Annotated in this window: 18 protein-coding genes; 5 read left to right on the top strand and 13 right to left on the bottom strand. The window is 68.2% G+C overall.

The window, feature by feature from the left end:
• The first annotated feature begins 5 nt into the window (after positions 1–5).
• From BLV02_RS07780 to BLV02_RS07770, 3 genes are all read left to right on the top strand, one after another.
• On the top strand, positions 6–3,167 hold the full coding sequence (locus BLV02_RS07780; protein WP_141711533.1) for a glycosyl hydrolase family 95 catalytic domain-containing protein: 3,162 nt from the start codon (positions 6–8) through the stop codon (positions 3,165–3,167).
• Between the two features lie 299 nt (positions 3,168–3,466).
• Positions 3,467–4,822 (top strand): enolase C-terminal domain-like protein, encoded by a 1,356-nt coding sequence (locus BLV02_RS07775; protein WP_069111033.1) that lies wholly within the window; start codon positions 3,467–3,469, stop codon positions 4,820–4,822.
• A gap of 57 nt (positions 4,823–4,879) precedes the next feature.
• Positions 4,880–5,626, top strand: a complete 747-nt coding sequence (locus tag BLV02_RS07770) for a FadR/GntR family transcriptional regulator (protein ID WP_069111034.1) — start codon at positions 4,880–4,882, stop codon at positions 5,624–5,626.
• Between the two features lie 15 nt (positions 5,627–5,641).
• On the opposite strand, the gene BLV02_RS07765 is transcribed toward BLV02_RS07770, so the two are convergent.
• From BLV02_RS07765 to BLV02_RS07715, 11 genes are all read right to left on the bottom strand, one after another.
• Complete coding sequence (locus tag BLV02_RS07765; protein ID WP_069111035.1) at positions 5,642–6,628, bottom strand: aldo/keto reductase; 987 nt, start codon at positions 6,626–6,628, stop codon at positions 5,642–5,644.
• Positions 6,628–7,527: an amidohydrolase family protein gene (locus tag BLV02_RS07760; protein ID WP_069111036.1), complete on the bottom strand. Its 900-nt coding sequence runs from the start codon at positions 7,525–7,527 to the stop codon at positions 6,628–6,630. The genes BLV02_RS07765 and BLV02_RS07760 overlap by 1 nt, the downstream gene beginning before the upstream one ends.
• Positions 7,527–8,285: a 2-dehydro-3-deoxy-D-gluconate 5-dehydrogenase KduD gene (gene kduD / locus BLV02_RS07755; RefSeq protein WP_069111037.1), complete on the bottom strand. Its 759-nt coding sequence runs from the start codon at positions 8,283–8,285 to the stop codon at positions 7,527–7,529. The genes BLV02_RS07760 and kduD overlap by 1 nt, the downstream gene beginning before the upstream one ends.
• The gene (locus BLV02_RS07750; RefSeq protein ID WP_216094170.1) at positions 8,282–9,277 is read right to left on the bottom strand and encodes a zinc-dependent alcohol dehydrogenase; all 996 of its coding nucleotides are present in this window, start codon (positions 9,275–9,277) and stop codon (positions 8,282–8,284) included. Before BLV02_RS07750 ends, kduD begins: the two co-directional genes overlap by 4 nt.
• 384 nt (positions 9,278–9,661) lie before the next feature.
• Positions 9,662–10,675: a golvesin C-terminal-like domain-containing protein gene (locus BLV02_RS07745; RefSeq protein ID WP_069111039.1), complete on the bottom strand. Its 1,014-nt coding sequence runs from the start codon at positions 10,673–10,675 to the stop codon at positions 9,662–9,664.
• A gap of 10 nt (positions 10,676–10,685) precedes the next feature.
• A complete protein-coding gene (locus tag BLV02_RS07740) occupies positions 10,686–12,146 on the bottom strand; it encodes a glycoside hydrolase (protein ID WP_069111040.1) in 1,461 nt (486 codons plus the stop codon).
• A 190-nt stretch (positions 12,147–12,336) separates the two neighbouring features.
• A complete protein-coding gene (locus BLV02_RS07735) occupies positions 12,337–13,131 on the bottom strand; it encodes an SDR family NAD(P)-dependent oxidoreductase (protein WP_074946205.1) in 795 nt (264 codons plus the stop codon).
• A gap of 25 nt (positions 13,132–13,156) precedes the next feature.
• Positions 13,157–14,365, bottom strand: coding sequence for a mandelate racemase/muconate lactonizing enzyme family protein (locus BLV02_RS07730; protein ID WP_171906720.1), 1,209 nt, complete (start codon positions 14,363–14,365; stop codon positions 13,157–13,159).
• Positions 14,362–15,663, bottom strand: a complete 1,302-nt coding sequence (locus tag BLV02_RS07725) for a sugar ABC transporter substrate-binding protein (protein WP_069111042.1) — start codon at positions 15,661–15,663, stop codon at positions 14,362–14,364. The genes BLV02_RS07730 and BLV02_RS07725 overlap by 4 nt, the downstream gene beginning before the upstream one ends.
• Positions 15,664–15,688: 25 nt before the next feature.
• Complete coding sequence (locus tag BLV02_RS07720; RefSeq protein ID WP_342762382.1) at positions 15,689–16,501, bottom strand: carbohydrate ABC transporter permease; 813 nt, start codon at positions 16,499–16,501, stop codon at positions 15,689–15,691.
• Between the two features lie 68 nt (positions 16,502–16,569).
• The gene (locus BLV02_RS07715) at positions 16,570–17,394 is read right to left on the bottom strand and encodes a carbohydrate ABC transporter permease (protein ID WP_216094172.1); all 825 of its coding nucleotides are present in this window, start codon (positions 17,392–17,394) and stop codon (positions 16,570–16,572) included.
• 204 nt (positions 17,395–17,598) lie between these two features.
• On the opposite strand from BLV02_RS07715, the gene BLV02_RS07710 reads away from it, so the two are divergent.
• Positions 17,599–18,279: a GntR family transcriptional regulator gene (locus tag BLV02_RS07710; protein ID WP_069111045.1), complete on the top strand. Its 681-nt coding sequence runs from the start codon at positions 17,599–17,601 to the stop codon at positions 18,277–18,279.
• 55 nt (positions 18,280–18,334) lie between these two features.
• Here the strand turns inward: BLV02_RS07710 and BLV02_RS36380 are convergent, their stop codons facing one another.
• Positions 18,335–18,541: a hypothetical protein gene (locus BLV02_RS36380; protein ID WP_176986516.1), complete on the bottom strand. Its 207-nt coding sequence runs from the start codon at positions 18,539–18,541 to the stop codon at positions 18,335–18,337.
• Positions 18,542–18,677: 136 nt separating this feature from the next.
• The gene (locus BLV02_RS07705) at positions 18,678–19,706 is read right to left on the bottom strand and encodes a LacI family DNA-binding transcriptional regulator (protein ID WP_069111046.1); all 1,029 of its coding nucleotides are present in this window, start codon (positions 19,704–19,706) and stop codon (positions 18,678–18,680) included.
• A gap of 273 nt (positions 19,707–19,979) precedes the next feature.
• Between BLV02_RS07705 and BLV02_RS07700 the strand changes: the two genes are divergently transcribed.
• Entirely contained in the window at positions 19,980–23,174 is a 3,195-nt protein-coding gene (locus tag BLV02_RS07700) for a galactose-binding domain-containing protein (RefSeq protein WP_083288540.1), read from the top strand.
• Position 23,175 lies beyond the last annotated feature (1 nt).

The raw sequence follows: 23,175 nt of genomic DNA, 5'->3' as shown, positions 1-23,175 counted from the left end.
CGATCATGCCCGCTGATGTGTCGCGTCGTCGCTTCCTCATGACCTCCGCCGCTGCCGGTCTCGGAGCGGCCGGCGGCCTGATGACCACAGCGTCTCCCGCGCTCGGGCGGACGCCACCCGAGAACGAGGACGACGATGTCCTCACTCGAGGGATCTTCGACTCCGCCCCGGCGACGTCGTGGGAGCACGCCTTCGTGAGCGGGAACGGCGACCAAGGTGTGATGGTCTTCGGCGAGCCACGCGCGGAGACGATCATCTACAACAACCACCGGTACGTACTGCCCAATGGAAGCGCCGGCGTCGAGCCCCCGAAAATCGCGGGGCGGCTGGAGGAGATGCGCGACCTGTGCCTGGCGGGCGATTTCGCCGGGGCCGAGAACCTCTTCAACGGCGACTGGCGGCTGCTCCACACACAGACGTACCACCCCGGCCACCGGATGAGGCTGTCGATGCCGGGCCAGGGCACGGTCAGCGGCTATGGCCGCGTCACCGACTTCCGCACCGGGGAAGTCCGTGTCCACTGGTCAGACGAGACTGGACAATGGGTCCGGCGCAGTTTCGTCTCGCGCGCCGACAACGTGGTCGCGCACCACATCGTCGCGCCCGCAGGAAACACGATGACGCTCACGATCACCTGCGACGGCAACCTGTCAGGACGTCCCGGAAACGTCGCCTACGCAACGATCGCCACCGCGGGCGACGCACCGAACGAAGGATACGTCGACGTCCGGGCGACGTACCCGGAGCATCCGAACAGCGCCCGGGCGTTCCAGGCCGTGACGCGTGTCGTGAGCGACGGCGGCACCGTCACTGTGGACGGGACCACGCTACGGGTGAGCGATGCGTCGTCGGTGCTGCTGCTCACGGCCAGCGACCGCTACTTCGACCTGGCCGCACTCGACGGCGGCGGCCTGCGGACCCGGCTGTCCGGCATGGACGAGACCTACAGCCAACTGCGTGACCGTCACGTGTCCATCCACCAGCGGATTTATGACCGGTTGATCCTCGACCTGGGCGGCGATCCCGCCGACCATGCACTGCCGACGACGGAGCTGATCGCGAGACAACGAGCCGATCCGGGCACGCTGAACCTCGCGTTGTTGGAACAGATCTTCGACTCCGGCCGCTATTTCCTGCTCTCCTCCAGCGGCTACCTCCCACCTCGGCTGACCGGCCTCTGGACGGGCGGCTGGGGAGCGGCATGGTCCGGCGATTTCACCACCGACGCCAATGTGAACCTCCAGGTCGCGGGGATGAACATCGGCGCCATGCCGGAGGCTGCCGAAGCCTACGCCAACCTCGTTCTCAACCAGGTCGACGACTGGAAGGTCAACGCGCGCAACATCTACGGTGCCGACGGCCTCATGGCGCCGACCCGCACCGACGGCGAGAACGGTTTCATGTTCCACTTCAGCCCGTGGGCGGGGCAGATGTGGACCGCTGGTGCGAATTGGCTCCTGTACCCGCTCTATGAGCACTATCTGGTGACCGGCGACGAGGACTTCCTGCGCCGCCGGCTGCTGCCGGCGCTGATCCAGACGGCCACGTTCTACGAGGGTTTCCTGACCCGTACCGACGATGACGGCAACGTCATCTTCGTCCCATCGATGTCACCGGAGAACCACCCGGCCAACACGAACCGGTTGACGACGATCAACGCGACCATGGACGTCGCCGCAGGCAAGAACGCCCTGCAGACCGCCATCGAGGTCTGCCAGCGGCTGGGTGTTCAGACCGGGCCCGGTCAGGGTGTCGAGCGATGGACGGCGCTGCTGGCGAAGATCCCGCCCTACCGCATCAACGACGAGGGCGCGCTGGCCGAATGGGGCTGGCCGACGCTGCAGGACGCCTACGACCATCGCCATTCCAGTCACGTGTACCCGGCCTGGCCCCTGCACGAGATCAGCCCGGAGGAGACACCCGAGCTGCACGCCGCCGTGCAGCGAGCGCTGGATCTGAGAGGCGACAGCAACCGGTCGGCGCACGGGTTCCTGCAACGCGGACTGGGCGCGGTGCGGGTCAAGGACGGGCAGTACGGCTACGAGATGCTGAAGAAGATCCTCACGCAAGACTTCCTGCACCGCAGCCTCATGACCTCACACAACCCCGGCCTGCACATCTACAACGCCGATGCCGCGAACGCCATGCCGGCGATCCTCATGGAGATGTTGGTCTACTCCAAGCCTGGGGTGGTGGAGCTCCTCCCGGCGCTGCCGAACCAGCTGGCGCGTGGCTCGGTAGCCGGCATCAGGTGCCTCGGACGCGTCGCCGTCGAACAGCTGACCTGGGATCTCGACCGCCGCCACGTACAGGCCAAGCTCCGCTCCGACGTCACCCAGGACATCACTCTGATCAGCCGCCGCGGCATCAAGCGCGTCACAGGCCGCCCTTCGACCGCGCCGTCAGAACTGGGCGACTTCGCACGCGTGGTCACGCTGCCTGCGGGCGTTCCCGTGAATCTGCGGATCGAACTGCCCACACCCGGGCACTTGCTCGAATCGATCGCAACCGACGGCAAGCAGCTGCCCGACTTCGACGGCTACGTCACCGAGTACACGGTCCAGGTCCCCGTGGGCTCACCAGTACCCGACGTCACCGCCGTCCCGGTCTCGGCGCGCGTCAACGTGAGCATCGAGCCGGCCACCGCGCTGCCGGGAACGACGCTCGTCCACGCCATGGTCAGGCACGAGGACCTCGAGCGCACGTACGCCATCCATTTCGAGCCGGTGAACTTCACATACCTCAGCGATCGTGCATGGGTCAGCGCCACCACGGGTTGGGCCAACGTCCAGCGCGACCGCAGCATCGATGGCAACCCCATCACACTTCGCGGACCCGACGGCCCGGTCACCTACAAGAAGGGCATCGGCACCCACGCCGTATCGGAGATCGTGTACGACCTCGAGGGCCTGGAGAACGGCCGCTTCCAGTGCTTCGTCGGCATCGACCAAGAGCAATCGGGCACCGGAGGCAGTGTCACCTTCGACGTCTACCTGGACAACGACCGGGTCTTCAGCAGTGGCTCCATGGCATACGCATCCGCGCAGAAGTTCGTCGACGCGCCCATCGAAGGCCGGCACACGCTCCGGCTCGTCGTGGGTGACGACGGCAACGGCATCGGCAACGATCACGCCGACTGGGCGGACGCGAAGATCACTCTCAGCTGAGGCCAGGCGATGGCGTCATCGTCATCGCAACATCCGGGAGAGCGCATCGCCACCGCACCAGGCCCGTGGACGTGCCGGCGTTCGCGGCTCGGTCAGCAGCTACGCGCTCCCGGCCGTGGGAGTCAACCGCGTCGTGGTGGCCGACGCGGTTGACGCAACCCGCCGTCATGGTTCAGCGGGGGTAGCCGCCCTGAAAGATTGGATGAACTGTCAATCTAGATGGCGGCCGACCTGTTGACTCGGCAGGAAATCGATTTATAGGATGTGTAATCATCTGATCTATATCGAGTTGAGGGCCCATGCCGCGCATCACCGCAGTCACTGTCGAGGACGTCCGCTTTCCGACGTCGTCCACCCGGGACGGATCCGACGCGATGAACAAGGACGGCGACTACTCGGCCGCCTATGTCGTCCTTCATACCGATGGGACGGACACGAACGGCGAGCCTCTGGCCGGATACGGCCTGACCTTCACGATCGGCCGTGGCAACGACATCGTCGCCGCGGCCGCCCGGCAGCAGGCGTCGTTGTTGGTCGGCCGTGATGTCGCGACCTCAGCGGCCGACATGGGCGAGGTCTACCGGGACGTCACCTCGGATTCGCAGCTGCGGTGGCTGGGGCCGGAGAAGGGCGTCGTCCACCTGTCCCTCTCCGCCGTGATGAACGCCATGTGGGATCTCGCCGCTCGGTTCGAGGGCAAGCCCCTCTGGCAGCTGCTCGCGGACATGACCCCGGAAGAGCTCGTCGACATCGCCGACCTGCGATACCTGTCGGACGCGCTGACCCGGGACGAGGCCCTGAACATTCTCAGGGCTCGCGAGGCGTCGAAGCAGCACCGCATCGCTGAGCTCGATCGTCGAGGCTACCCCGTCTACACGACGTCCGCCGGCTGGCTCGGATACAGCGACGACAAGCTACGCCGCCTGTGCCAAGAGGCCGTCGATGCGGGCTACGGCCACGTCAAGCTCAAGGTCGGCGAGAATCTCGACGACGACCTTCGCCGCTGCGCGATCGCGCGCGAGGTGATCGGACCCGACCGCAAGCTGATGATCGACGCGAACCAGGTCTGGGATGTCGGCCAGGCCATCGAGTGGGTCAAGGCGCTCTCGCAGTTCGATCCACTGTGGATCGAGGAACCCACAAGCCCTGACGACATCGCCGGCCATGCGGCCGTTCGCCGTGCCGTAGCCCCCATTGGCGTCGCGTCCGGCGAGCACTGCCACAACCGGGTCATGTTCAAACAGTTCTTCCAGGCCGAGGCTCTCGACTTCTGTCAGCTGGACACGGGCCGGCTGGCGAGTCTCAACGAAATCGTGGCCGTGTTGCTCTTGGCCGCCAAGTTCGGCGTGCCGGTCTGCCCCCATGCGGGCGGGGTCGGCCTATGCGAGATGGTGCAGCACGTATCCATCTTCGACTACGTCGCCGTCTCCGGCGATCTGACGAACCGGGTGACCGAATTCGTCGACCACCTGCACGAACACTTCACCGACCCCTGCATCGTCAGTGATCGTGGTGTGGGCACCGGTTATGTGTCGCCGCGCCGACCCGGCTATTCGACCCGCATGCGGGATGCATCGATCAGACGATACCGCTATCCCGATGGCCACTACTGGAGCCGTGCCGAGCTCGTCGCCGCGCGGCGATCCGGATCATGATCGGATACGTCTGACGAGTGTTCGGTTCCGGCTGGCGCCTGGGAGGATACTGCTGCTATGTCCCGCACCGACGACGTCGTAGACGGAATCAAGCGCATGATCATGGACGGGCGGCTACGTCCGGGTGATCGGCTGCCCATCGAGAAGGAGCTCGCCGACACTCTAGGCGTCTCTCGCGGGCCGCTCCGGGAAGGGATCCGGGCGCTCTCGATTCTCGGCATCGTCAACACCAGGCAGGGCGATGGTACCTATATCACCAGCCTCGACGTGCCCCGGCTGCTCGCCCCGATGGGGTTCGTGGCGGATCTGCCGGGCGATGGGCTCGCCAGGCACTTCCACGCGATCCGGCGGCTGCTGGAGAGTGAGGCGGCGCGGCTTGCCGCTACCAGGATCACCGAGTCGGCGCTGGAGCAAGCGAAGGCCCTGCTTGACGAGGCCACGCTGATCGTCGGACGAACGCCACACGAACATGAGCGGCTCATCGAAACCGACATCGCCTTTCACCGCATCATCGCGGGCCACACTGACAATCCCGTGCTGATGGGCATGATCGAGTCCCTGGCCAGTCGGACCGTCCGGGAACGGTTGTGGCGGAGTCTCCACGAAGAAGGCGTCGACCAGCGCACACACGACGAGCATGTCGCGATCTGGCGAGCCCTCGAGGCGCGTGATGCCGAGACCGCGCGTATCCGAATGGCCAACCACCTGCTCGGTGTCGAGGAGTCACTTCGAGACGCGCAGATCGACGACGACACCATCCTCGACCAGTCTCGATCCCGGCCGGAGCCGGAGCGAGTCGAGTGACCGTGCGTCATTCCCTCATGGCATCGCGTCCGGTGTGAGCAGGCCGCCGGCCATGAGGTCCGGCCACAGCGTCGCCGGAACCTCAACGTCGGCCCGGTTCGCCGCCTCCCGGACGTGGCCGGCATGGCGCATCCCCACCACGACGGAGACGACAGCGGGATGCCTCATCACGAACCCAAGGGCCGCCGCCGGCAGCGTCACGCCGTGTGCCTCACAGGCATCGGCGATTCGGTCGACTCGCTCGATCAGCTCAGGCGGCGCGGGCCGATAGTCGTAAGTGGCATCGGCAGGCGGGCGTCGCTGGGCCAGCAGCCCGGAGTTGTACACGCCGGCGACCACGACACCTACGCCGCGGTCATGAGCAGCGGGCAGGAGGTCGCGAAGCGCGGGTTGCTCCAGCAAGCTGTACCGTCCGGCGCACATCAGCACGTCGACATCGGTCTCCGTCGCGAACCGCGCGAGCATGGCTGACTGGTTCATGCCGGCGCCGACGGCGCCGACTACGCCTTGGTCACGCAACTCGATCAGCGCGGGAATGGCCTCGACCGCAGCCTGCTCCCAATGGTCGTCGGGGTCATGAAGATAGACGATGTCGAAGCGATCCAGGCCGGTGCGCTGCAGGCTGGCCTCGAGCGAACGCAACACTCCGTCACGGCTGAAGTCCCACACCCGCCGCTGATCCGCCGCGACGTCGAAGCCCTCGCTGTCGCGCTGACCTGCCGTCTCCGGCGACGGCACCAGCAAGCGGCCTACTTTCGTCGACACCACGAACTCCCCTCGGGGCCGACCGGCCAGAGCCCTGCCGAGCCGACGCTCGGACAACCCCAGGCCGTAGTGCGGTGCGGTGTCGAAGTAGCGGACGCCGGCTCGCCAAGCCGCGTCGACGGCGTCGGCGAACTCTTCATCGGACGTGGCGCGGTAGAGGTTGCCGCCCTGGGCGGCACCGAATCCGAGCTTCGAGAGCGCCACGGCCGGACGCCGAGGAAGGGGGGTGCGGAGCATCAGTCCTCCTGGTTGTCGATCGGCGGTGTGGCCTTCAGCCCGTAGACCTCCCGCGCCGTTCCGCGCCACACTGCAGCTCGCCCGTCCTCGTCCAGGTCGGAGATCAACTCCGATACCGTCTCGATCCAGGAGGGGTAGGACGTGGCCAGCAGGCTCACCGGCCAGTCCGAGCCGAACATCGTGCGCTCGGGCCCGAAGACGTCAAGGGCGTACTCGACGGCAGGGGCCAGGTCGCCGATCGCCCACGTCCGCCAGTCGGCTTCGGTGACCAGACCGGATAGCTTCGACGAGACGTTCGGCAGGGCGGCCAGGCGGGACAGGCCGCGCGCCCAGGCACCGATGTCGCGTGTCGCGAGTGCGGGCTTTCCGAGATGGTCGAGGACGAAGGCTGTTTCCTGGATGTCGTCTGCGAGGCGGACAGCGGCGTCGAGTTGGTGCTCGCGGACGAGCAGATCGAAGACGAGCCCGGCTCGGCCAACGGCGGCGATCCCGCGCCGGATGTCAAAGCGGTCGAGGAACTCCGGGTCTGGTTCGTCCTGCACCAGATGGCGGATCCCGACCAGCTGATCTCCGCCGTCGGCGGCGCGCAGCCGGTCCAGCCGCGCAGCGATGTCCGGGGCGGCCAGGTCCACCCAGCCGACCACACCACCGATGAGCGGCTCGCGCGCCGCTGTGGCGAGCAGGTCCACGGTTTCCTGCTCGGACGGCACGGACTGCACGACGATCGTCTGCTCGACGCCCGCGTCGCGCAGGAGCGGTTCGAGGTCGGCGGGGAGGAAATCGGCGTCGATCGCGGCCATCGTCACTGGATCGATCCAGCGCTGCGGATGACGGGACCGAGCCCAGAGGTGGTGGTGGGCGTCGACGACCGGGCCGCGGCGGCCGTACAGGTGATGCATCAGCGGCCCAGCCAGCCGCCGTCCACGGGCAGGACCACACCGTTGACATAGTCGGACGCATTCGATGCGAGAAACACCGTTGCGCCAGCGAGGTCATCGGGCCGTCCCCACCGTCCGGCCGGGATGCGTTCGAGGATGGACCGGCTGCGGTCCTGGTCGTCGCGTAGCGCCCGAGTGTTGTCCGTGGCGATATAGCCGGGTGCGACTGCGTTGACGTTCACGCCGCGCGCCGCCCATTCGTTCGCAAGCGCTTTGGTCAGCCCCGCGATGGCCGACTTCGACGCCGTGTAGCCGGGCACGTTGATGCCGCCCTGGAACGACAGCAATGACGCAGTGAAGATGATCTTTCCGTGACCGCGAGCCACCATCTGCCGGCCGAGCTCGCGGCTGAGCACGAACTGACTCGTCAGATTGACCTCCAGGACATGATCCCAGGTCTCGTCGGCGTGCTCGGCAGCCGGCGTGCGCGCAATCGTCCCGCCGTTGTTCACCAGCACGTCGATCGGCCCGAGCCCCGTCAGTGTCCGCGCCAGATCTCTGACGGCGACGCGATCGGCGAGATCGGCCCGCAGCGCCGTGAACTGACGGCCTGCTGCTCTCACCTGACGCTCGACTTCACTACCGGACTCCTCGAGCTGCGCCGAGACGCCGACGATGTCCGCCCCAGCCTGTGCCAGGGCACTGGCCATGGCGAGGCCGATGCCGCGGCGGGCCCCCGTCACCACAGCGATGCGCCCAGTCAGGTCGAACAGCCTCATCGGACACCGTCCCGGCAATCGACGAGCACCTTCATGACGCCACCACGGCTCTCGAGAGCTTCGAAGGCCGCGGCCACGTCCTCGAACGGCTGCACCCGGGAGATCAGTTGCTTTGCAGGGATCGCGCCTTCTGCTACCAGACCGACCGCTTCCTCGAAGTCGCTGCGCTCGTACAGCCGCGCGCCGAGCAGTTCCAGCTCTCGCCAGAAGAACCGGTGCAGATTCACCTCGCGGGGCTTGGGGTGGATCGCGACCATGATGAGCCGGCCGCGTGTGGTCAGGACGTCGACCGCCGTGGTGACGCCATCCGTTGCGCCGGAGACCTCGAACGCGACGTCGGCTCCGGCGCCGTCGGTTCGATCCGCAACGAAAGCCGACACGTCGTGGTGTCGGGGATCGATCGCCTCGATGCCGATCTGCATGGACACGGAGCGGCGGAACGGGTCAGGCTCCACCACGAGGACTCGAGCACCTTCACGTGTGGCAACTGCCGCGATCAGCAGGCCTACCGGGCCGCCGCCGACCACCACGACGAAGTCATCGCCGGTGACTCTCGCTCGACGTACGTCGTGGACGGCCACCGCTGCCGGCTCGGCCAGCGTCGCGAACTCCAAAGGCAGGCCGCGCGGAAGCGCGATGACCAGGTCGGCCGGCACCGTCCAGAGCGACTGCATCGCCCCGGGTGAGTCGATGCCGATGAAGTCCAGCCGATGGCAAATGTGGGCCAAGCCTCGCCTGCATGCCGCGCAGCCGCCGCACGATCGCGTCGGCATGACCGTAACCGGCGCACCGATCTCCCAACCCGTCGTCCCCGCACCTAGCGCGGCGATGCGACCGGACATCTCGTGGCCGATGACCGTCGGCGGCTGAACTCGCGCGTCCATGTCTCCGTGGAAGATGTGCAGATCGGTGCCACAGATCCCGGTGTACGCCACCGCGATCTGGATCTGCCCAGGGCCTGGCGGGGCCGGAGGTGGTCGTTCGTCCAGCACGATGGTGCGCGCACCGTGATATGTCGCTGCTCTCACTGCTGCTCCTCAGCCTGATCCAGGACCCATCCGCTCGCATTCATCATATCTATAACGGCGTGCCATCCGTCCAGCCCACTCGAGGAGGCGAACCTTGCTCTATAAGACAGATGAATTTGGTAGGGCGCCAAGCTGGCGCTCACGACGGTCGATACCGCGAGCCGCGCGGTCGCGATGCCACCTGGAGAATCGACGAACAGCTCGTCGGGCCGTCGGCCACGCTCGAGGACCGAGACCGCTCGAGGGTGGGCGCCATTCCCGTTCAAGGGTCGTGATCGCCACTGGCAGATGTGGCGGAGCGCCCCTCGGCCGTGTCGGCGGGCGAGGGGCGCTCCGGCGGCGGCATGGTCAGCGCATCCAGGTGACCTGCCACGACGACAGCAGGCAGGCGCCGCGTTGGTTGACGGACCGCACGATGTAGTGCGCCTCGGGTCCGGGGGGCGTGTCGACGAAGGTCGTGCCGTCGACGGTGGCGATCACCGTGCCGGGCCGGCCGCTGACCGGTGCCCGTTCGACGCGATAGCTGGTGGCGTCGAACGAGGGCTGCCACTGCAGTACCGCGTTGGCGCCGTCCTTGGCGACCACGAGGCCCTGGACGGCCTCGAGCGGCACACCGGCGGTGTACCGTGCCGGCACCGCGGCGGAGGCCGGCCCGAGGCCCGCGCCGTTGACGCCCGCCACGGTGAAGTGATACGACTGGCGCGGATCGAGCGACAGGTCGAGGTACCCGGTTCCCTGGACCTCCGCGACCTCCTCGGGCTCACCTGCGCCGAGCGCACGGCTCACGACGTAACCGGCGGCGCCGTCGAGCGGCTGCCAGGTGATCTCGGCGTAGTTTCGCGCGACGGCCGCGCCGACGCCGGCGGGAGCGCTTGTCAGCGGCGGTGGCGGCGTGGCGAAGCGCACGGCGTCGACCTGTACGTAGGTCGGCGCGTTGCCGGGCCTGGGCTCCACGTCGGCGACCCGCAGCTCGAGGTACTCGGTGCCGTCGCCGCTGAAGGTCAGCGGCCCGCGGCCGAGCTGACGCCAGTAGCCGCCCCCGATGGTCTGGTCCAGGACGAAGGCCCACTCTCCCCCGTCGTGCCGGACCCGGTAGGTCACCGCGTCGGACCGGTCGTTGTTGCCGTCGGGCAGCCACACCGCGACGGTGTAGCTGCCGGGTCCCGGGAGGTCCGGGGTCCACCGGGCCACGCGCGGCGAAGGCGAGACGGCGCTGCGGTTGGTGAACGCGTAGTCGGCGCCGTAGAAGTTCTTCTGGAACGTCGAGGTCTGCCACGTCCCGGTGAGCGTGGCCTGCGGGTTGTCGATGACGATGTCGACGTCGGCCTGGGCGGCGGCCGAGGTCTGGGTCACGGTGTTCACGATCGGCCTCCTAGACCTCGGACCAGAACTCGATGGAGTACGCCGGGACTTCGACGGTGAGGACGTCGCCCGTCCTTCTTCCGAGGTCGGCGGCGTTGACGTCGTGGGCGTAGCGGCTGCCGGTGAAGCCGTCGTTCGCGCCGACCCGGATCGCGAACGTGTACGGCGTCGCGGTCCGGTTGGTCACGACGAACGAACGCGCGCCGCCGGGCGCCTGCCAGGCCATGACGCGGTGGTCGCCGTCGATCGCGGGCTCGTCGACCTCGACGCGCACGGAGTCCCACGGCAGGTGCCGCAGGAATCCGGCCACGCCGTTCCAGTTCATCGGGTTCCAGGTCCAGTGCCCCTTCTCCAGGTCCGGGAAGTGGCTGTCATCGTCGTCGTCCCAGGGCCGCCAGAACCCGAGCGAGTACCCGAGCGCCTCGGAGTTGTAGGTGGGCTTGAGCGCGTGCAGCCAGATCCAGGTGGGCGAGTCGTGGAAGACCATCCAGTTCATGACCGACTGCGCGGTGTTGACGGTGTACCAGGGCTTGCGGCTGAGGTCCCACGAGAGGTACTCGAACTCGTTGTTGAAGACGGCCCGGTGCTCGTTGTCGGCGGCGAAGCCACCACGGCCGGGAAGCAGCTCGTCGGTGTTCGTGCCGATGCGGTGCCAGGTCCAGCCGTCGACCAGGGCCAGGCTGCCCCGGTCGGCGCGGATCCGGTCGACGCCGGGGCCGTGCTGGCCGTCCTGGCTGTTGGCGTGGATGCGGATGCGCGGGAAGGTGGAGCGCATCCGGCTGGCGGCGGTGCGGAAGGCGTTGTAGTAGAGGTCGCCGGTGTAGGTGCAGGTCGAGTAGAAGGTCGACACGCTCGGCTCGTTCTGCAGGCCCCACCACGACACCGGCAGGCCGTTGTCCTGCAGGTACCGGACGTCCTGGACGAGCGCGTCGGCGAAGTCGCTGAGGAACGCCTGGTCCCCGCTCTTGAGCGTGCCGCGGATGTAGGAGTCGTTGGACTTCCAGGCGGGCGTCGGCGACCAGTACTCGACCTGCAGGCCCTCGACCCGGCCCTTCACCATCATGTCGCGCAGCTCTGCCAGCTGCTCCGGCCAGCGGCCGATGACGTTCTTCTGGTCCGGGGTGAGGCCGCGGAGGTACAGCCCCATCGCCAGCCGGCAGTAGCGGAAGCCGCGGTCGCCGCCGCCTCTCAGCATCTCCCGGTAGAACCGGTTCCGTTCCCGCTCCACGAGGTCGTGCGGGACGGAGGTCGTGGCGTCGGGCAGGCCGTTGTTGCCCGAGCCGATCGAGTCGCTCTGGATCTCGTAGCCGAGCCCGAGCAGGGTCTGCCGCGGCTTGCGCCACTGCACGACGTAGGTGTCGCCGCCGATCACCGCCGGCGCCGCGACGGCGCCGCGGGGCATGGCCAGCGCCATCGCCGCCGCGGCCCCGGCGCCTGCGACGAACGAGCGGCGGCTGAGGCGCGGTGTCACTGCCTGAGTGTGATGCGCGTCATTGGACATGGGCTGACGATATCCGAAATACGATCTACCAACAAGGTTGAAATGCGCACGAACGCGGGCGAGTTGGGCGTGACGCGCCCGACCGGGAGGGGACGCCTCGGCCGCGAGCGCCACGTGCGTCGGCACCGGAGCCGTCTGCGCTGGTGGAGCCGCGAAACGCCTACAGCGGCGGCAGGCCGAGAGTGTGGCGATGCCCGTCCCGCAGCACGCTGGCGGCCGGTAGCAACGACGCGCCTGCGTCGACGACCACCTCGGCGCCGGTCACTCGCGCGGCTGCGGGGCTGAGGAGGAACGCGACCGCCGCGGCCACGTCGTCGGGCTCGACCAAGGAGCCCAGCGCGGTCGCCTCCCGCAGCCGTCGCTCGTCCGTGGGGTCAAGCCTGGCTTCCGTGTGCGGTGTGCGGGTCCAGCCGGGCGTGACGACGTTCACGCGGATGCCGCGGGAGCCGTACTCGGCCGCGACCTGCCGCGCCAGTGCGGTGACGGCGGCCTTCGCCGCGCCGTAGGCGGGAAACCCCGGCACCGGCTGGTGTGCGTGGACCGACCCGAGAACGCAGATCGAGCCTCCGTCACGCATCACGGTCACGGCCGCCCGCATGACGTTCATGACCGTGCGCAGGCAGGAGTCGAGGATCGCGTCCCAGCTCTGGTCCGTGAGGCTCGTCAGCGACCCGCCGGTCGTCGTGCCGACGGTCACGGCCAGCGAGGTGACACCGCGTTCGGCGGCGAGGCGCTCGAAGCAGTCGCCGACCAGCCGACCGTCGGCGAGGTCGAGCCCAACGCCCACGACCTCGCCGGCGGCGTCTGTGCGCACTGACGCCGCCAGCTCGTCCAGCGTCACCTGGTCGCGGTCCAGGAGAGCGAGCGGGCCGTTCGGCGCGAGCCGGCGGGCTACCGCCCGGCCGATACCGCCCGCGGCCCCCGCTACGACGGTGTAGCCCTGTGGTGTCGCCAACGTCCTCTCCCGTCGATCGGGCCGGTCACCGGTCGACGCGGAACGCCTCGACCCGGTCCCAGTCGAGCTCGATGCCGAGACCCGGGCCCGTGGGCACGTCCAGACCGCCGTCGCGCAACCGCAACGGCTCGACGAGGAGGGTATCCCGTAGCGGGTTGGGCAGCTGGTTGAACTCGAACGTCCGGAAGTTCGGCACCGCGGCCGACAGGTGCAGCCCGGCCGTCACCCCGACGGCCGAGCCGACGCCGTGCGGCGCGATGTCGGTGTGGAAGGTCTGCGCGAGCGCGGCGATCTTGTACGACTCGCTGATGCCGCCCGCTCGTGCGACGTTGGGCATGATCACGTCGACGGCGCCTTCGGTCAGGAAGGTGCTGAAGTCGAACCGGGTGAACAGTGTCTCCCCGTTGACGAGGGTCAGCGGGAGCGCCTGCCGCAGACGCCGGTAGCCGGCGACGTCGTCGACCGCGACCGGTTCCTCGAACCAGGTGATGCCGAGATCGGCCAGCACCTGCCCGATGCGGACCGCTTGATCGGACGTGTACGCGCAGTTGAGATCCACGAGCAGGTCGACGTCGTCGCCGATGGCAGCCCGCACGGCGGCGGCGTGCGCGACGTCGGTCTCGATGCCCCGCCCGAGCTTCAGCTTGAGCGCGCGAAAGCCCTCCGTCACGAACCGCTGCGCCGCTTCGGCGGACTGCGCCGGTCGCTCGAACATCGGCACCGGGCTGGCGTAGACGTCGATGTGAGAGCGGTGCGGCCCGCCGAGCAGGGCGTGCACCGGAAGCCCCAGCGCCTTGCCCTTGAGGTCCCAGAGCGCGATGTCGGCCCCGCTCATCGCCTCGAGGTAGAAGCCGCGCACGTGGCCGCCGCCACTCATCGCGTCGAACATCGTCGACCACAGCCGATCGACGGCCAGTGGATGCCGGCCGATGAGCAGCGGGGCAAGGATGTCGTCCACGATGGTGGCGGTCACCCTCGGACTGGGGAGGCCGTAGCACTCGCCCAACCCCTGGAGCCCGCCCGCGGTGGTGATGCGCACCAGCGTGGTGAACTGCCCGGTGCGCTGGAGCGTCCGATGACTCGCGGCCGGGTGCACCAGCCACTCCGGTGGCGCCTGACCACCGTAGAGGTCGCTGAACCTGGCCACCAGGGGAATGGCCTCCACCGAGACGATCTCGAGGTCCTTGTCCTCGAGGGCGCCCGCTCCAGAGGCGTTCGCAACGGAGAGCGTCACTTCGCCAGCGCCTGCATCTCGTCGTTCGCCGCGTCGAGTGCGTCTTGCGGTGTCTCCTCCCCCAGCAGCGCCGCCTGAACGTGCGTTGCCAGCGCGACCTCCATCTGGCCGTAGGCCGGGAACTGCCACAGGGGATTGGGCTCGGCGTTGTCGGTGATGGCGGTCTGCCAGGTGGAGCTGTAGGCGTCGCCGGTGAAGGACGGGTCCTGCAACGCTTCGGTCGTCGTCGGAGCCGAGCCGATCTGCTCGTACCGCGTCAGTCCCGTCGCCGGGTCGCTCGTGATGAAGCTCGCGAACTGGGCGGCGGTGTCGACCGGGCCGCTGTCGAACACGACGACCAAGCCACCCCACGCCAGCGATTGCGGGGTGTCACCGGGCTCGACGACCGGGCGCGCGATCGGCGCCGTCGCCTCGAGGATCGCGGGATCCTCGGCCTGGCTCTTCAGCGTGCCTCGCACCTGGTTCGCGTCGTCGAAGAACGCCGTCCGGCCCTGCGCGTACAGGGTGCGCGCTTCCGGACGGCCGATGTTGAGCGCGATGAGACCGTCGTCGAGAAGTCCCTTGAGCCACGTGAGCGCCTCGACCGCGCCGGGGTCGTTCACCTTGACCTCGCCGTCCTCGACGATCGGGGACCCGAACGTCCGGAACCAGGGAATGACGTCCTTGATCGTTTCCGGCTTCGTGGTGAAGGCGTACGGCACGTAGTCCTGACCGAGGGCCTTGACCTGCCTGAGCGCGTCCTCGAAGTCGGCCACCGTCGCCGGAGCCTCGCTGACGCCCGCCTCGGCGAGCAGGTCCGTGTTGCTCACCAGCCCGATGGAGCCGGTGTACCAGGGCAGGCCGTACTGGACGCCGTCGTACTGGCCGTTCGCGAGGGCTGCCTCCGTGTAGCCGCCCTGCTCGGCGTAGGCGCCCAGGTCCGCCAGCACCCCGAGCTGAGCCAGCGAGCTGAGGTCGGCGATGTCGAGCTGCGCGGCGCCCGTGACCTCCCCGCTGCGCGAGCGCAACACGATCTGGTTCTTGTACTCCGCGAACGGGAACGACGACAGGGTGGCCTCGATCCCCTTGCCGTCCGTGAAGCCGGCGGCCTCGTCGGTGATGAGCTGCTTCTGGGCGTCCTCACCGTAGTTCCAGCTGGTGAAGGTGAAGTCCTCGAGCTGCGCGGAGGCCTCGGGGTCGGGAGCGGACGTGGACGAGTCGTCGCCGCCGCAGGCGGTGGCGAGCCCGACCACGCAGATCCCCGCGAAGACGGCGCTGCGCGTGCGGCGTCCGGCGTGGGCCGGAGTCGATCGAGACATGCGGATCTCCTTTCGGTGCGCCGGTCTAGCCCTTGACGGCACCGGAGCTGAGGCCCGCCACGAAGTGTCGTTGGAGGGCGAGGAAGATGAGGACGACGGGAAGCGAGGCGATGAGTGAGGCGGCCATGAGCTCGGGCCATCTGCTCGCCGATTCGCTCAGGTACGTGTTGACCAGGCCCGGCGGAAGGGTTCTGGTGTCGTCGCCGGACAGGGTGAGCGCGAAGACGAAGTCGTTCCAGCCCCGGATGAAGGCGAACATTCCGGCCGCGATGAGGCCCGGGCGCATCAGGGGCATGAGGATCCGGTGCAGGATGACCCGCTGGCCGGCGCCGTCGATCTTCGCCGCCTCGATGATCTCGTCCGGGATGTTGTCGAAGACGCCTTTGATCATCCAGATGCACAACGGCAGCGTGAACGTCGTGAAGGCGATGACCAGCACGAGGTAGGTGTTGAGAATCCCCAGCGCGCTGAACAGCGCGTACATGGTGATGAGCAGCAGGACGTGCGGAAAGAGCTGCGATGCCAGGAAGGTCAGCATGATCGTGCGCCGGCCGCGGTACTGGAACTTGGAGAACGAGTAGGCGCAGTACGTGGCGATGAGCACGCTGCCGATCGCGGTGACCGACGAGACCAGCACGCTGTTGAGCATGTAGCGCACCAGGTCCTCGTTGTTCAGCACGGCCCGGACGTGGTCGAGGGTGAGGCTCCTCGGGACGAACTCGGGCGGGAACCTGAAGACCGCGGCGTTCGGCTTGAGGGCGGTGGTGAGGAGCCAGTACACGGGCAGCAGCCCGAACAGCGCGACGAGGCTCAGGCTGATCCTGCGCAAGGCTCGCACCGAGCGGCTCTCGCGGGTCGGGCTGCGATCCCTGCCGCGTCGGCGCACGGACCGGGCGGTGTCGGTGGTCATCTGCCGGCCTCCGACCTGCGCAGGTACAGCACGACGATCGGAAGCAGGAAGAGCAGCCAGAGCAGCCCGATGGCACTGGCCATGCCCAGGTCGAAGCCCTTGAACGCGGTCTCGTACACCGCCAGGGAGAAGCTCGTCGTCGCTCCGGCCGGTCCGCCGCCGGTCAGCACGTAGATCGTGTCGAAGTGCTGGAAGTTCCAGATGAACTCCAGGAGCACGACGACGCCGGCGATGGGACGCAGGCCCGGCCAGGTGACGTACCGGAACCGCTGCCACGCGTTGGCGCCGTCGACGCGGGCCGCCTCCCCCTGCTCCGCCGGGAACGACTGCAACGCCGCGAGCAGCATCACCATCATCCAGGGGAACGTCGCCCAGCTGCGCGCGACGATGACGGCGAGCATGGCGGACCAGTCCGAGTTGAGCCACCCGATGTTGGAGTCGGTCAGCCCGAGCGCTCGAAGGACGCCGTTGAGGACGCCGTAGTTGGCGTCGAAGATCCACAGCCACAGGAAGCTCACGACGACCCCCGGCAGGACCCAGGGGAACAGCAGCGCGGTGCGCAGCAGGCCTCTCCCCCGCATCCGCTGGTTCAGTCCGAGGGCGGCGACCAGGCCGATGCAGAAGGGGATCAACGTCGCCGGCACGGCGAACAGCAGTGTGGTCGACAGCAGCGGCCACAGCCGATCGAGCGCCATGGCGATGTTGTCGAACCCGGCGAAGGTCCGGCCGGGCGTGAGCAGGTCGTGATGGAAGAAGGCGTCCACCATCGCTCCCGCCAGCGGATACACGAGCACGGCCAGCAGGAGCGCCCCAGCGGGCATGATCAGCAGGAACGGAAACACTCCGGCCGCGCCGGCCCCGCGGCCGGGTTCGGGCCGTCGGTCGCTCGCCGTCCGGGCATCGGGCCGTCGTTCGCGCTGAGCCAATGTCATGGTGTGTCACCACCTTTCCGGAGCCATACGATATACGATCTCCGGTGTACGTCAAATGAGGCAGAATCGACGACCAAAGGGAAGGGGGTCAGGGTGGCTGAGAGCACGGCGTCCACCGGACCACTGATCGTGCGCACGAAGACGGAACTCATCAGGGAGCTCCTGGAACGGGACATCATCGAGGGCCGCCGGCCACCGGGCAGCCGCATCGTGCTCGACGAGGTCGCCCGCGATCTCGGCGTCAGCAAGATCCCCGTCCGCGAGGCGCTGATGAGCCTGGAGTCGCAGGGGCTGGTGGTGCAGACCCCGCACACCGGGCCGCGGGTCGCTCCCCTGTCGTTGCGCGAGTTCCGGGCGATCTACCTGCTGCGTGAGGAGACCGAAGCCCTGGTCGGGCGGCTGGCGGCGGCCAGTATCGACGACGCGACCATCGACGAGATGCGCCAGGTCAACGACGCCATGCGCGCCGAACTCGGCGGCGACGCCACCAGGCTGGGCAATCTCAACACCGAGTTCCATCTCGCGATCGCCCGGGCGAGCACGTTCGAGTCCCTCGTCGAGGCGGTGAGCCAATCGCTGCGCACGGTGCGCCGCTACCGCGCCGTCGTGCATTCCCTCGCCACGAACTGGGAGACCGCCGTCGCCGAGCACGAAGGCGTGCTCGCCGCCCTGCAGACCCGCGACCCGGTCGAAGTCGAACGAGTCATCCGCGCACACGTCGGCAGCCAACGCGACTTCGAGCTCGCCGACAACGCCGGCGACGAACCCGGCTGACACCGAGTCCGGCCGGCATTCCCCAGACGCGCCCGTTCCGTCGATCATCGTCGTGTCAGCACCGGGACGGCGTCGGCCGCACCTTGGCGAGCAAGGCCGTCGCCTCGTCGTCCGGTTTCTGCGCGATCAGCAGGACTGCACGGTTGCGGACCTCAGCTTCGGGTGACGTGAGACCCGCGGCGAGCGCCGCCGGACCATCGCCGCCAGGGCCGCGCCGGATTCGCGCATGCTCCGATTCCAGTGTCTGCAGCAACGCGACCATCGCGAGGCCACCTCCCAGTCGGCCGACTCCGCGGCGTTGACGTCACGGATCCGCCCGAGCGGGGATGCACCTCCCTCGACGGCGCCAGGGTCGGTTCCCAGTGCACGACCCGGGTTACTCCCCGGGCCGGTGAGGGTCATGAGCGCGGCACGGTGGTCGATTGGCGGACCACGACGTCGGTGGGCAGCACGAGGGGCGGTCCGTTGGTGCCGCCGATGATGTCCAGCAACGCGCGAACGGCGCCAGTACCCATCACTTCGGCATCCTGTCGCACCGTCGTCAGCGGAGGTTGGGTGAACGCGCACAGGTCAATGTCGTCGAACCCGGTCACCGACACGTCCTCGGGCACTCGCAGACCGTGCTCGTGCAGGGCGCGCAGGATGCCGATCGCCATCATGTCGCTCTCGGCGATCACCGCCGTGAAGTCACGCCGAACCGCCAGTAGGCTCAGCATCTCCCGATAGGCGCCCTCCGTGGACCAGTCCGATGTGCGCGCGAGGCCGGAGTCCTCCGGGACGCCGCGCGCCGATAGCGCAGCCCGGATGCCCGTCAGGCGATCGCGGCCGGAGGGGTCGGTCTCGGTGCCGATCACGCGGGCGATGCGCCGGTGCCCCAAGTCGAGTAGGTGCTCAGTGATCTGCTGGGCACCTTCGGTGTTGTCCGACGTCACGAAGGTCGCCCTTGGGCCCTCACCGATCGAGTCGATGAAGACGGTCGGCAGTTGGGATTCGACCAGGGCCTGGACACGACGGTCACCGGGCGGGCAGGCGACCATGATCGCGCCGGCGACCCGCCGGGCTCGCAGCAGCCGCACGTAGCCAGCGCTCGAGGCGCTGTTCGGGCGGGACGGCAGCAACAGGTCGTAGCCTGCTCCGGCCAACGCGCCCTCGACGTGGCGCAGCACGTCGAGGTGGAAGTGGTACTGCGGACGGATCAAATGGGACAGCGCCCACACGTCGTTCGCGAAAAAGCCCAGCGCGATCGTCTTGGATCGGGCGCCCGCCACGCTCTGCGCCGCGACGTCAGGTTCGTAGCCAAGGCTCCGCGCCGCGGCCTCGACTCGCTTGCGCGTCTCATCCTTGACCTTCGTCCCACCCGAAAGAACCCGGGACACCGTCGCCCGGGAGACCCCCGCCAGGCGCGCCACCTCAGCACTCGTGGCCATGGCCCACCCTTTCGATGCTCTCGCCGCTCGCTGTGACGGTCGTCGAACTCGACGGCTCGCGTAGCCGAAGCATCGAGCCTCGACTTGTACGCGCGTGCAGACAGCCTATACCGATCGACTTGCACCGCGCGCAATCGCCGCTAAACGCGGGTTGCGCTGACTTTTCCCGCGCTTGACGACGTGCCCGTGACGCGGGTAGCGTCCGCGCCAATCTCATGATGTACGCGCGTTCATTGCTGATCGTTCCCCGTCCGCACAGAGAAGGGATCGACGATGTTCCTGATCAAACGACCAGACAGACTGGCCGCGCTGGCTGCCATCGGTGGGCTGGCGGCCGCGGCTCTGACCGCGCCGACAGGTGCGGCAACAGGCACGCCGGCGGTTGACCCGAGCAGCTCCGCGATCGTCGTCGACGCCGGATACCTACGGCTGGGAATGGACCGCTCCGGCCAGGTCACCAGCCTGGTGGACATGCGCAGCGCGAGAGACCACATCGCGACCGGACAGGGCACCGCGCCACTGGTCAGTCTGCTGGTCGACGGGACGCAGGTGATGCCCTCGGCGCTTCGCTCCGGCGGCAGCAAGCTCACGTTCACCGGCGCAGGCGGCTTCGAGGTCGTTGTCGAGGTCGAGGACCGGACCACCTACACGACCTTCGAGATCACCGAGGCCACCGCACCCAACGGTGGCGACCTCCAGGCCGTGCTCTGGGGGCCGCTGCCGACAAGCATCACCCATACCCTCGGCGAGAGCGTCGGCATCGTGCGTGACACCGAGTTCGCTCTGGGGATGAAGCCGCTGACCGACCGCACCGAGGGCGGCTGGCCCCGCGAGCTGTGGAACACCCCGACCGGCTGGCAGAACCAGGTCGCGGGCAACCCCTCGAAAGTGACCGTGGCTCCGCTGGAGGAGTGGAGCGTCGGGGCGCGCACCCCGTGGGGGACCTTGCTGCGGGCCTTCACCTTCGACTACACCAAACCGCGCACCCGCATGGCCGTCAGCTATGGCGGCACGCCGTTCCCGATGCCGGTCGGCACGCTGCCGGCCGACATCGCCAACGTGACTGGCTCGAAGATCGCCTTGTATGGCACCACCCCGGACATGGCGCCCACCGTGCTATCCAACATCGCTCAGGAGCAAGACCTGCCCTATCCCACAATCGGCGGACAATGGCAGAAGACGGCTCAGGCGACCAACCAGTCGATGCTGATCCTGGAGGACTTGGACACCGGCAACGTCGCCCAGGGTGCCCAGTTTGCCGTGGCGGGCGGGATGAGCCTGATCGACGGGCTGCGCGGCGTAGGCGGGCCATGGCGAACCAACGGGCATTACCAGTTCCATAGTGCGTTCGGTGGCAGTGACAGTGAGGCCACAGAGCTGGTGAACACCGCCGAGGCCCACGGTGTCCGGGTGGCAGTGCACACCTTGTCGAGCTTCATCGATGGCGACGACCCGTACGTCGTCTCGCCGGCCAACGATGACCTTGCCTACGGGCTCAGCACCACCCTGGCCCAGGGTATCGGCACCACCGGCAACACGATCTACCTGACCAGCTGCGCACCGCTGGACACCACCATGCCAGGCGACCGGATCAGGATCGATGACGAGTTTCTCGCCTACGGCGGCTATCGCGAGGTCAACGGCCAATGCGAGGTCACCGGTGTGGTCCGGGGGCGGTGGAGCTCGGCAGCCGCCGCGCACGAGACAGGTGCGACTGTCAGGCGCGTCGGCAGGAACCCGTACGGTGGTGCGATCGGCGGTCTGCCGATCATCGACGCCATCGCGACCCGCTTCGCCACCGTGTGGAACACCACAGGCATCGCCGGGATGTCCTTCGATGGCCTGGAAGAGGCAGCGACGACCGGCTGGGGCAGCTACGGCATCTCCCGTCTGGTCAACGGCACCTTCCGCCAGCAGACCAACCCGGACGGATTCATCTCCGAGACCAGCCGCATGACCTCCAACGTCTGGGACGCACTCTCGAGGGCCAGTTGGGGCGAATCGTTCAACAACATCGATCAGCTGTTCATCAACAACCTCTACTACGACGCGAACTATCTGCCGGGAGCGCTCGGCTGGATCCACATCAGCGGCCACAGCAACGTCCAGTCCGTCGAAGATCTCCTGGCCCGCGGGGCAGGACTCAATGCCGGGGCCAACTTCCGCGCCTGGATCGCCAGCCTGGAGGGCGGGCCGAACACCGCGAAGGTGCTGGAAGCCATCAAGCAGTGGGAGACCGCGCGAAACCTCGGCGCGTTCACCGCCGAGCAGCGCGCCAAGCTCCAGGACCGGTCGACGCACTGGCACCTGTCGGTTGTGACACCGGGCGAGCGATGGTCGCTGCAGGAACTGAACGCTGCCGGACAGCCGGTCGGCGACCCGCAGGCCGTCGTCGCTCCGACCCCGGAGCTCGACGCTGGACCGCTGCCCGCAGCGGCCAGGGGTGCCCTGTACGAAGCGCGGGTGACGACCAACACGCCGACGACCACGCGATACGCCGTGACCTCGGGAACCTTGCCCGAAGGGCTCGTGCTCAATGCCGACACCGGCGGAATCGTGGGGAGGCCGGACGCTCTGGGAACGGCGCGGTTCACGATCACGGCGTACCAGAGCGCCGGACTGCCGACAGCGCAGCGGGACTACGAGATCGACGTCGCCAGGACGCCGGAACCGCATCTGACTCTCACCACCGCCGGGTCAGCTGCGCCCGGAGTCACCACGCAGGCCGAAACCCGGCTGACCGTGCACGGTTCGAAGCCCATCACCGACGTCCAGGTGACGCTCACCGCCCCGGCAGGGTGGACGGTCGAGGCGACCGCCCTGGCAACCTTTGGCCGCCTGCCACAGCCCGGTGGTACACGTGGCCGGATCTCGCCGTCCGAGACCGTGACGACCACGTGGCAGGTGAGCATTCCAGCGGACGCAGTGGTCGGTGAGCAGGAACTGACCGCAACTGTCCACTACGTCGATCGCAACAGCCAGCGGTCTGTGTCGGCCACAACATCGCTTCAGGTCGCTCTGGAGAACGCCGCCCTCGGCAAGGAGGCGACCCAGAAGAGCACCTTGTGGGACTCACCAGCGTCCAACGCGGTGGACGGCAACACTGACGGCAGATTCTCGGGCGGCTCAATCACGCACACCGCTGTGCCGGAGACCGAGGCCTGGTGGCAGGTCGACCTCGGTACTTCCAGAACCATCGACAGCGTCGACATCTGGAACGGCACCGAGTACTACGGCAACCGAATGAAGGACTTCTGGGTCATCGCCTCCGACCAGCCGATCACCACCGACTCGCTCGCCGAGGCCCGCGCTACCCCGGGCGCGACGGCGATCATGGTCGCCGCGCTGACCGGGCGTCCGAGCGTCGTCGACGTGCCGGACGGCACCACCGCCCGTTACGTCCGCATCCAGCTCGCCTCGACCATCAACCCGCTGTCCCTCGCTGAGGTCCAGGTCCACGTCCGATGAC

The sequence above is a fragment of the Jiangella alba genome, assembly GCF_900106035.1.
GTDB classification, from domain to species: Bacteria; Actinomycetota; Actinomycetes; order Jiangellales; family Jiangellaceae; genus Jiangella; species Jiangella alba.
The sequence above is the reverse complement of the archived record's forward strand: the minus strand, read 5'-3'. Positions and strand labels throughout refer to the sequence as shown.

Bases quoted from the DNA above. Each gene is read 5' to 3' on its own strand.
- BLV02_RS07725 (WP_069111042.1), bottom strand. From the start codon at position 15,663: ATGTCTCGATCGACTCCGGCCCACGCCGGACGCCGCACGCGCAGCGCC.
- BLV02_RS36380 (WP_176986516.1), bottom strand. From the start codon at position 18,541: ATGGTCGCGTTGCTGCAGACACTGGAATCGGAGCATGCGCGAATCCGG.
- BLV02_RS07700 (WP_083288540.1), top strand. From the start codon at position 19,980: ATGTTCCTGATCAAACGACCAGACAGACTGGCCGCGCTGGCTGCCATC.
- BLV02_RS07770 (WP_069111034.1), top strand. From the start codon at position 4,880: ATGTCCCGCACCGACGACGTCGTAGACGGAATCAAGCGCATGATCATG.
- BLV02_RS07705 (WP_069111046.1), bottom strand. From the start codon at position 19,706: ATGGCCACGAGTGCTGAGGTGGCGCGCCTGGCGGGGGTCTCCCGGGCG.
- BLV02_RS07775 (WP_069111033.1), top strand. From the start codon at position 3,467: ATGCCGCGCATCACCGCAGTCACTGTCGAGGACGTCCGCTTTCCGACG.
- kduD (WP_069111037.1), bottom strand. From the start codon at position 8,285: ATGAGGCTGTTCGACCTGACTGGGCGCATCGCTGTGGTGACGGGGGCC.
- BLV02_RS07765 (WP_069111035.1), bottom strand. From the start codon at position 6,628: ATGCTCCGCACCCCCCTTCCTCGGCGTCCGGCCGTGGCGCTCTCGAAG.
- BLV02_RS07760 (WP_069111036.1), bottom strand. From the start codon at position 7,527: ATGCATCACCTGTACGGCCGCCGCGGCCCGGTCGTCGACGCCCACCAC.
- BLV02_RS07715 (WP_216094172.1), bottom strand. From the start codon at position 17,394: ATGCCCGCTGGGGCGCTCCTGCTGGCCGTGCTCGTGTATCCGCTGGCG.
- BLV02_RS07780 (WP_141711533.1), top strand. From the start codon at position 6: ATGCCCGCTGATGTGTCGCGTCGTCGCTTCCTCATGACCTCCGCCGCT.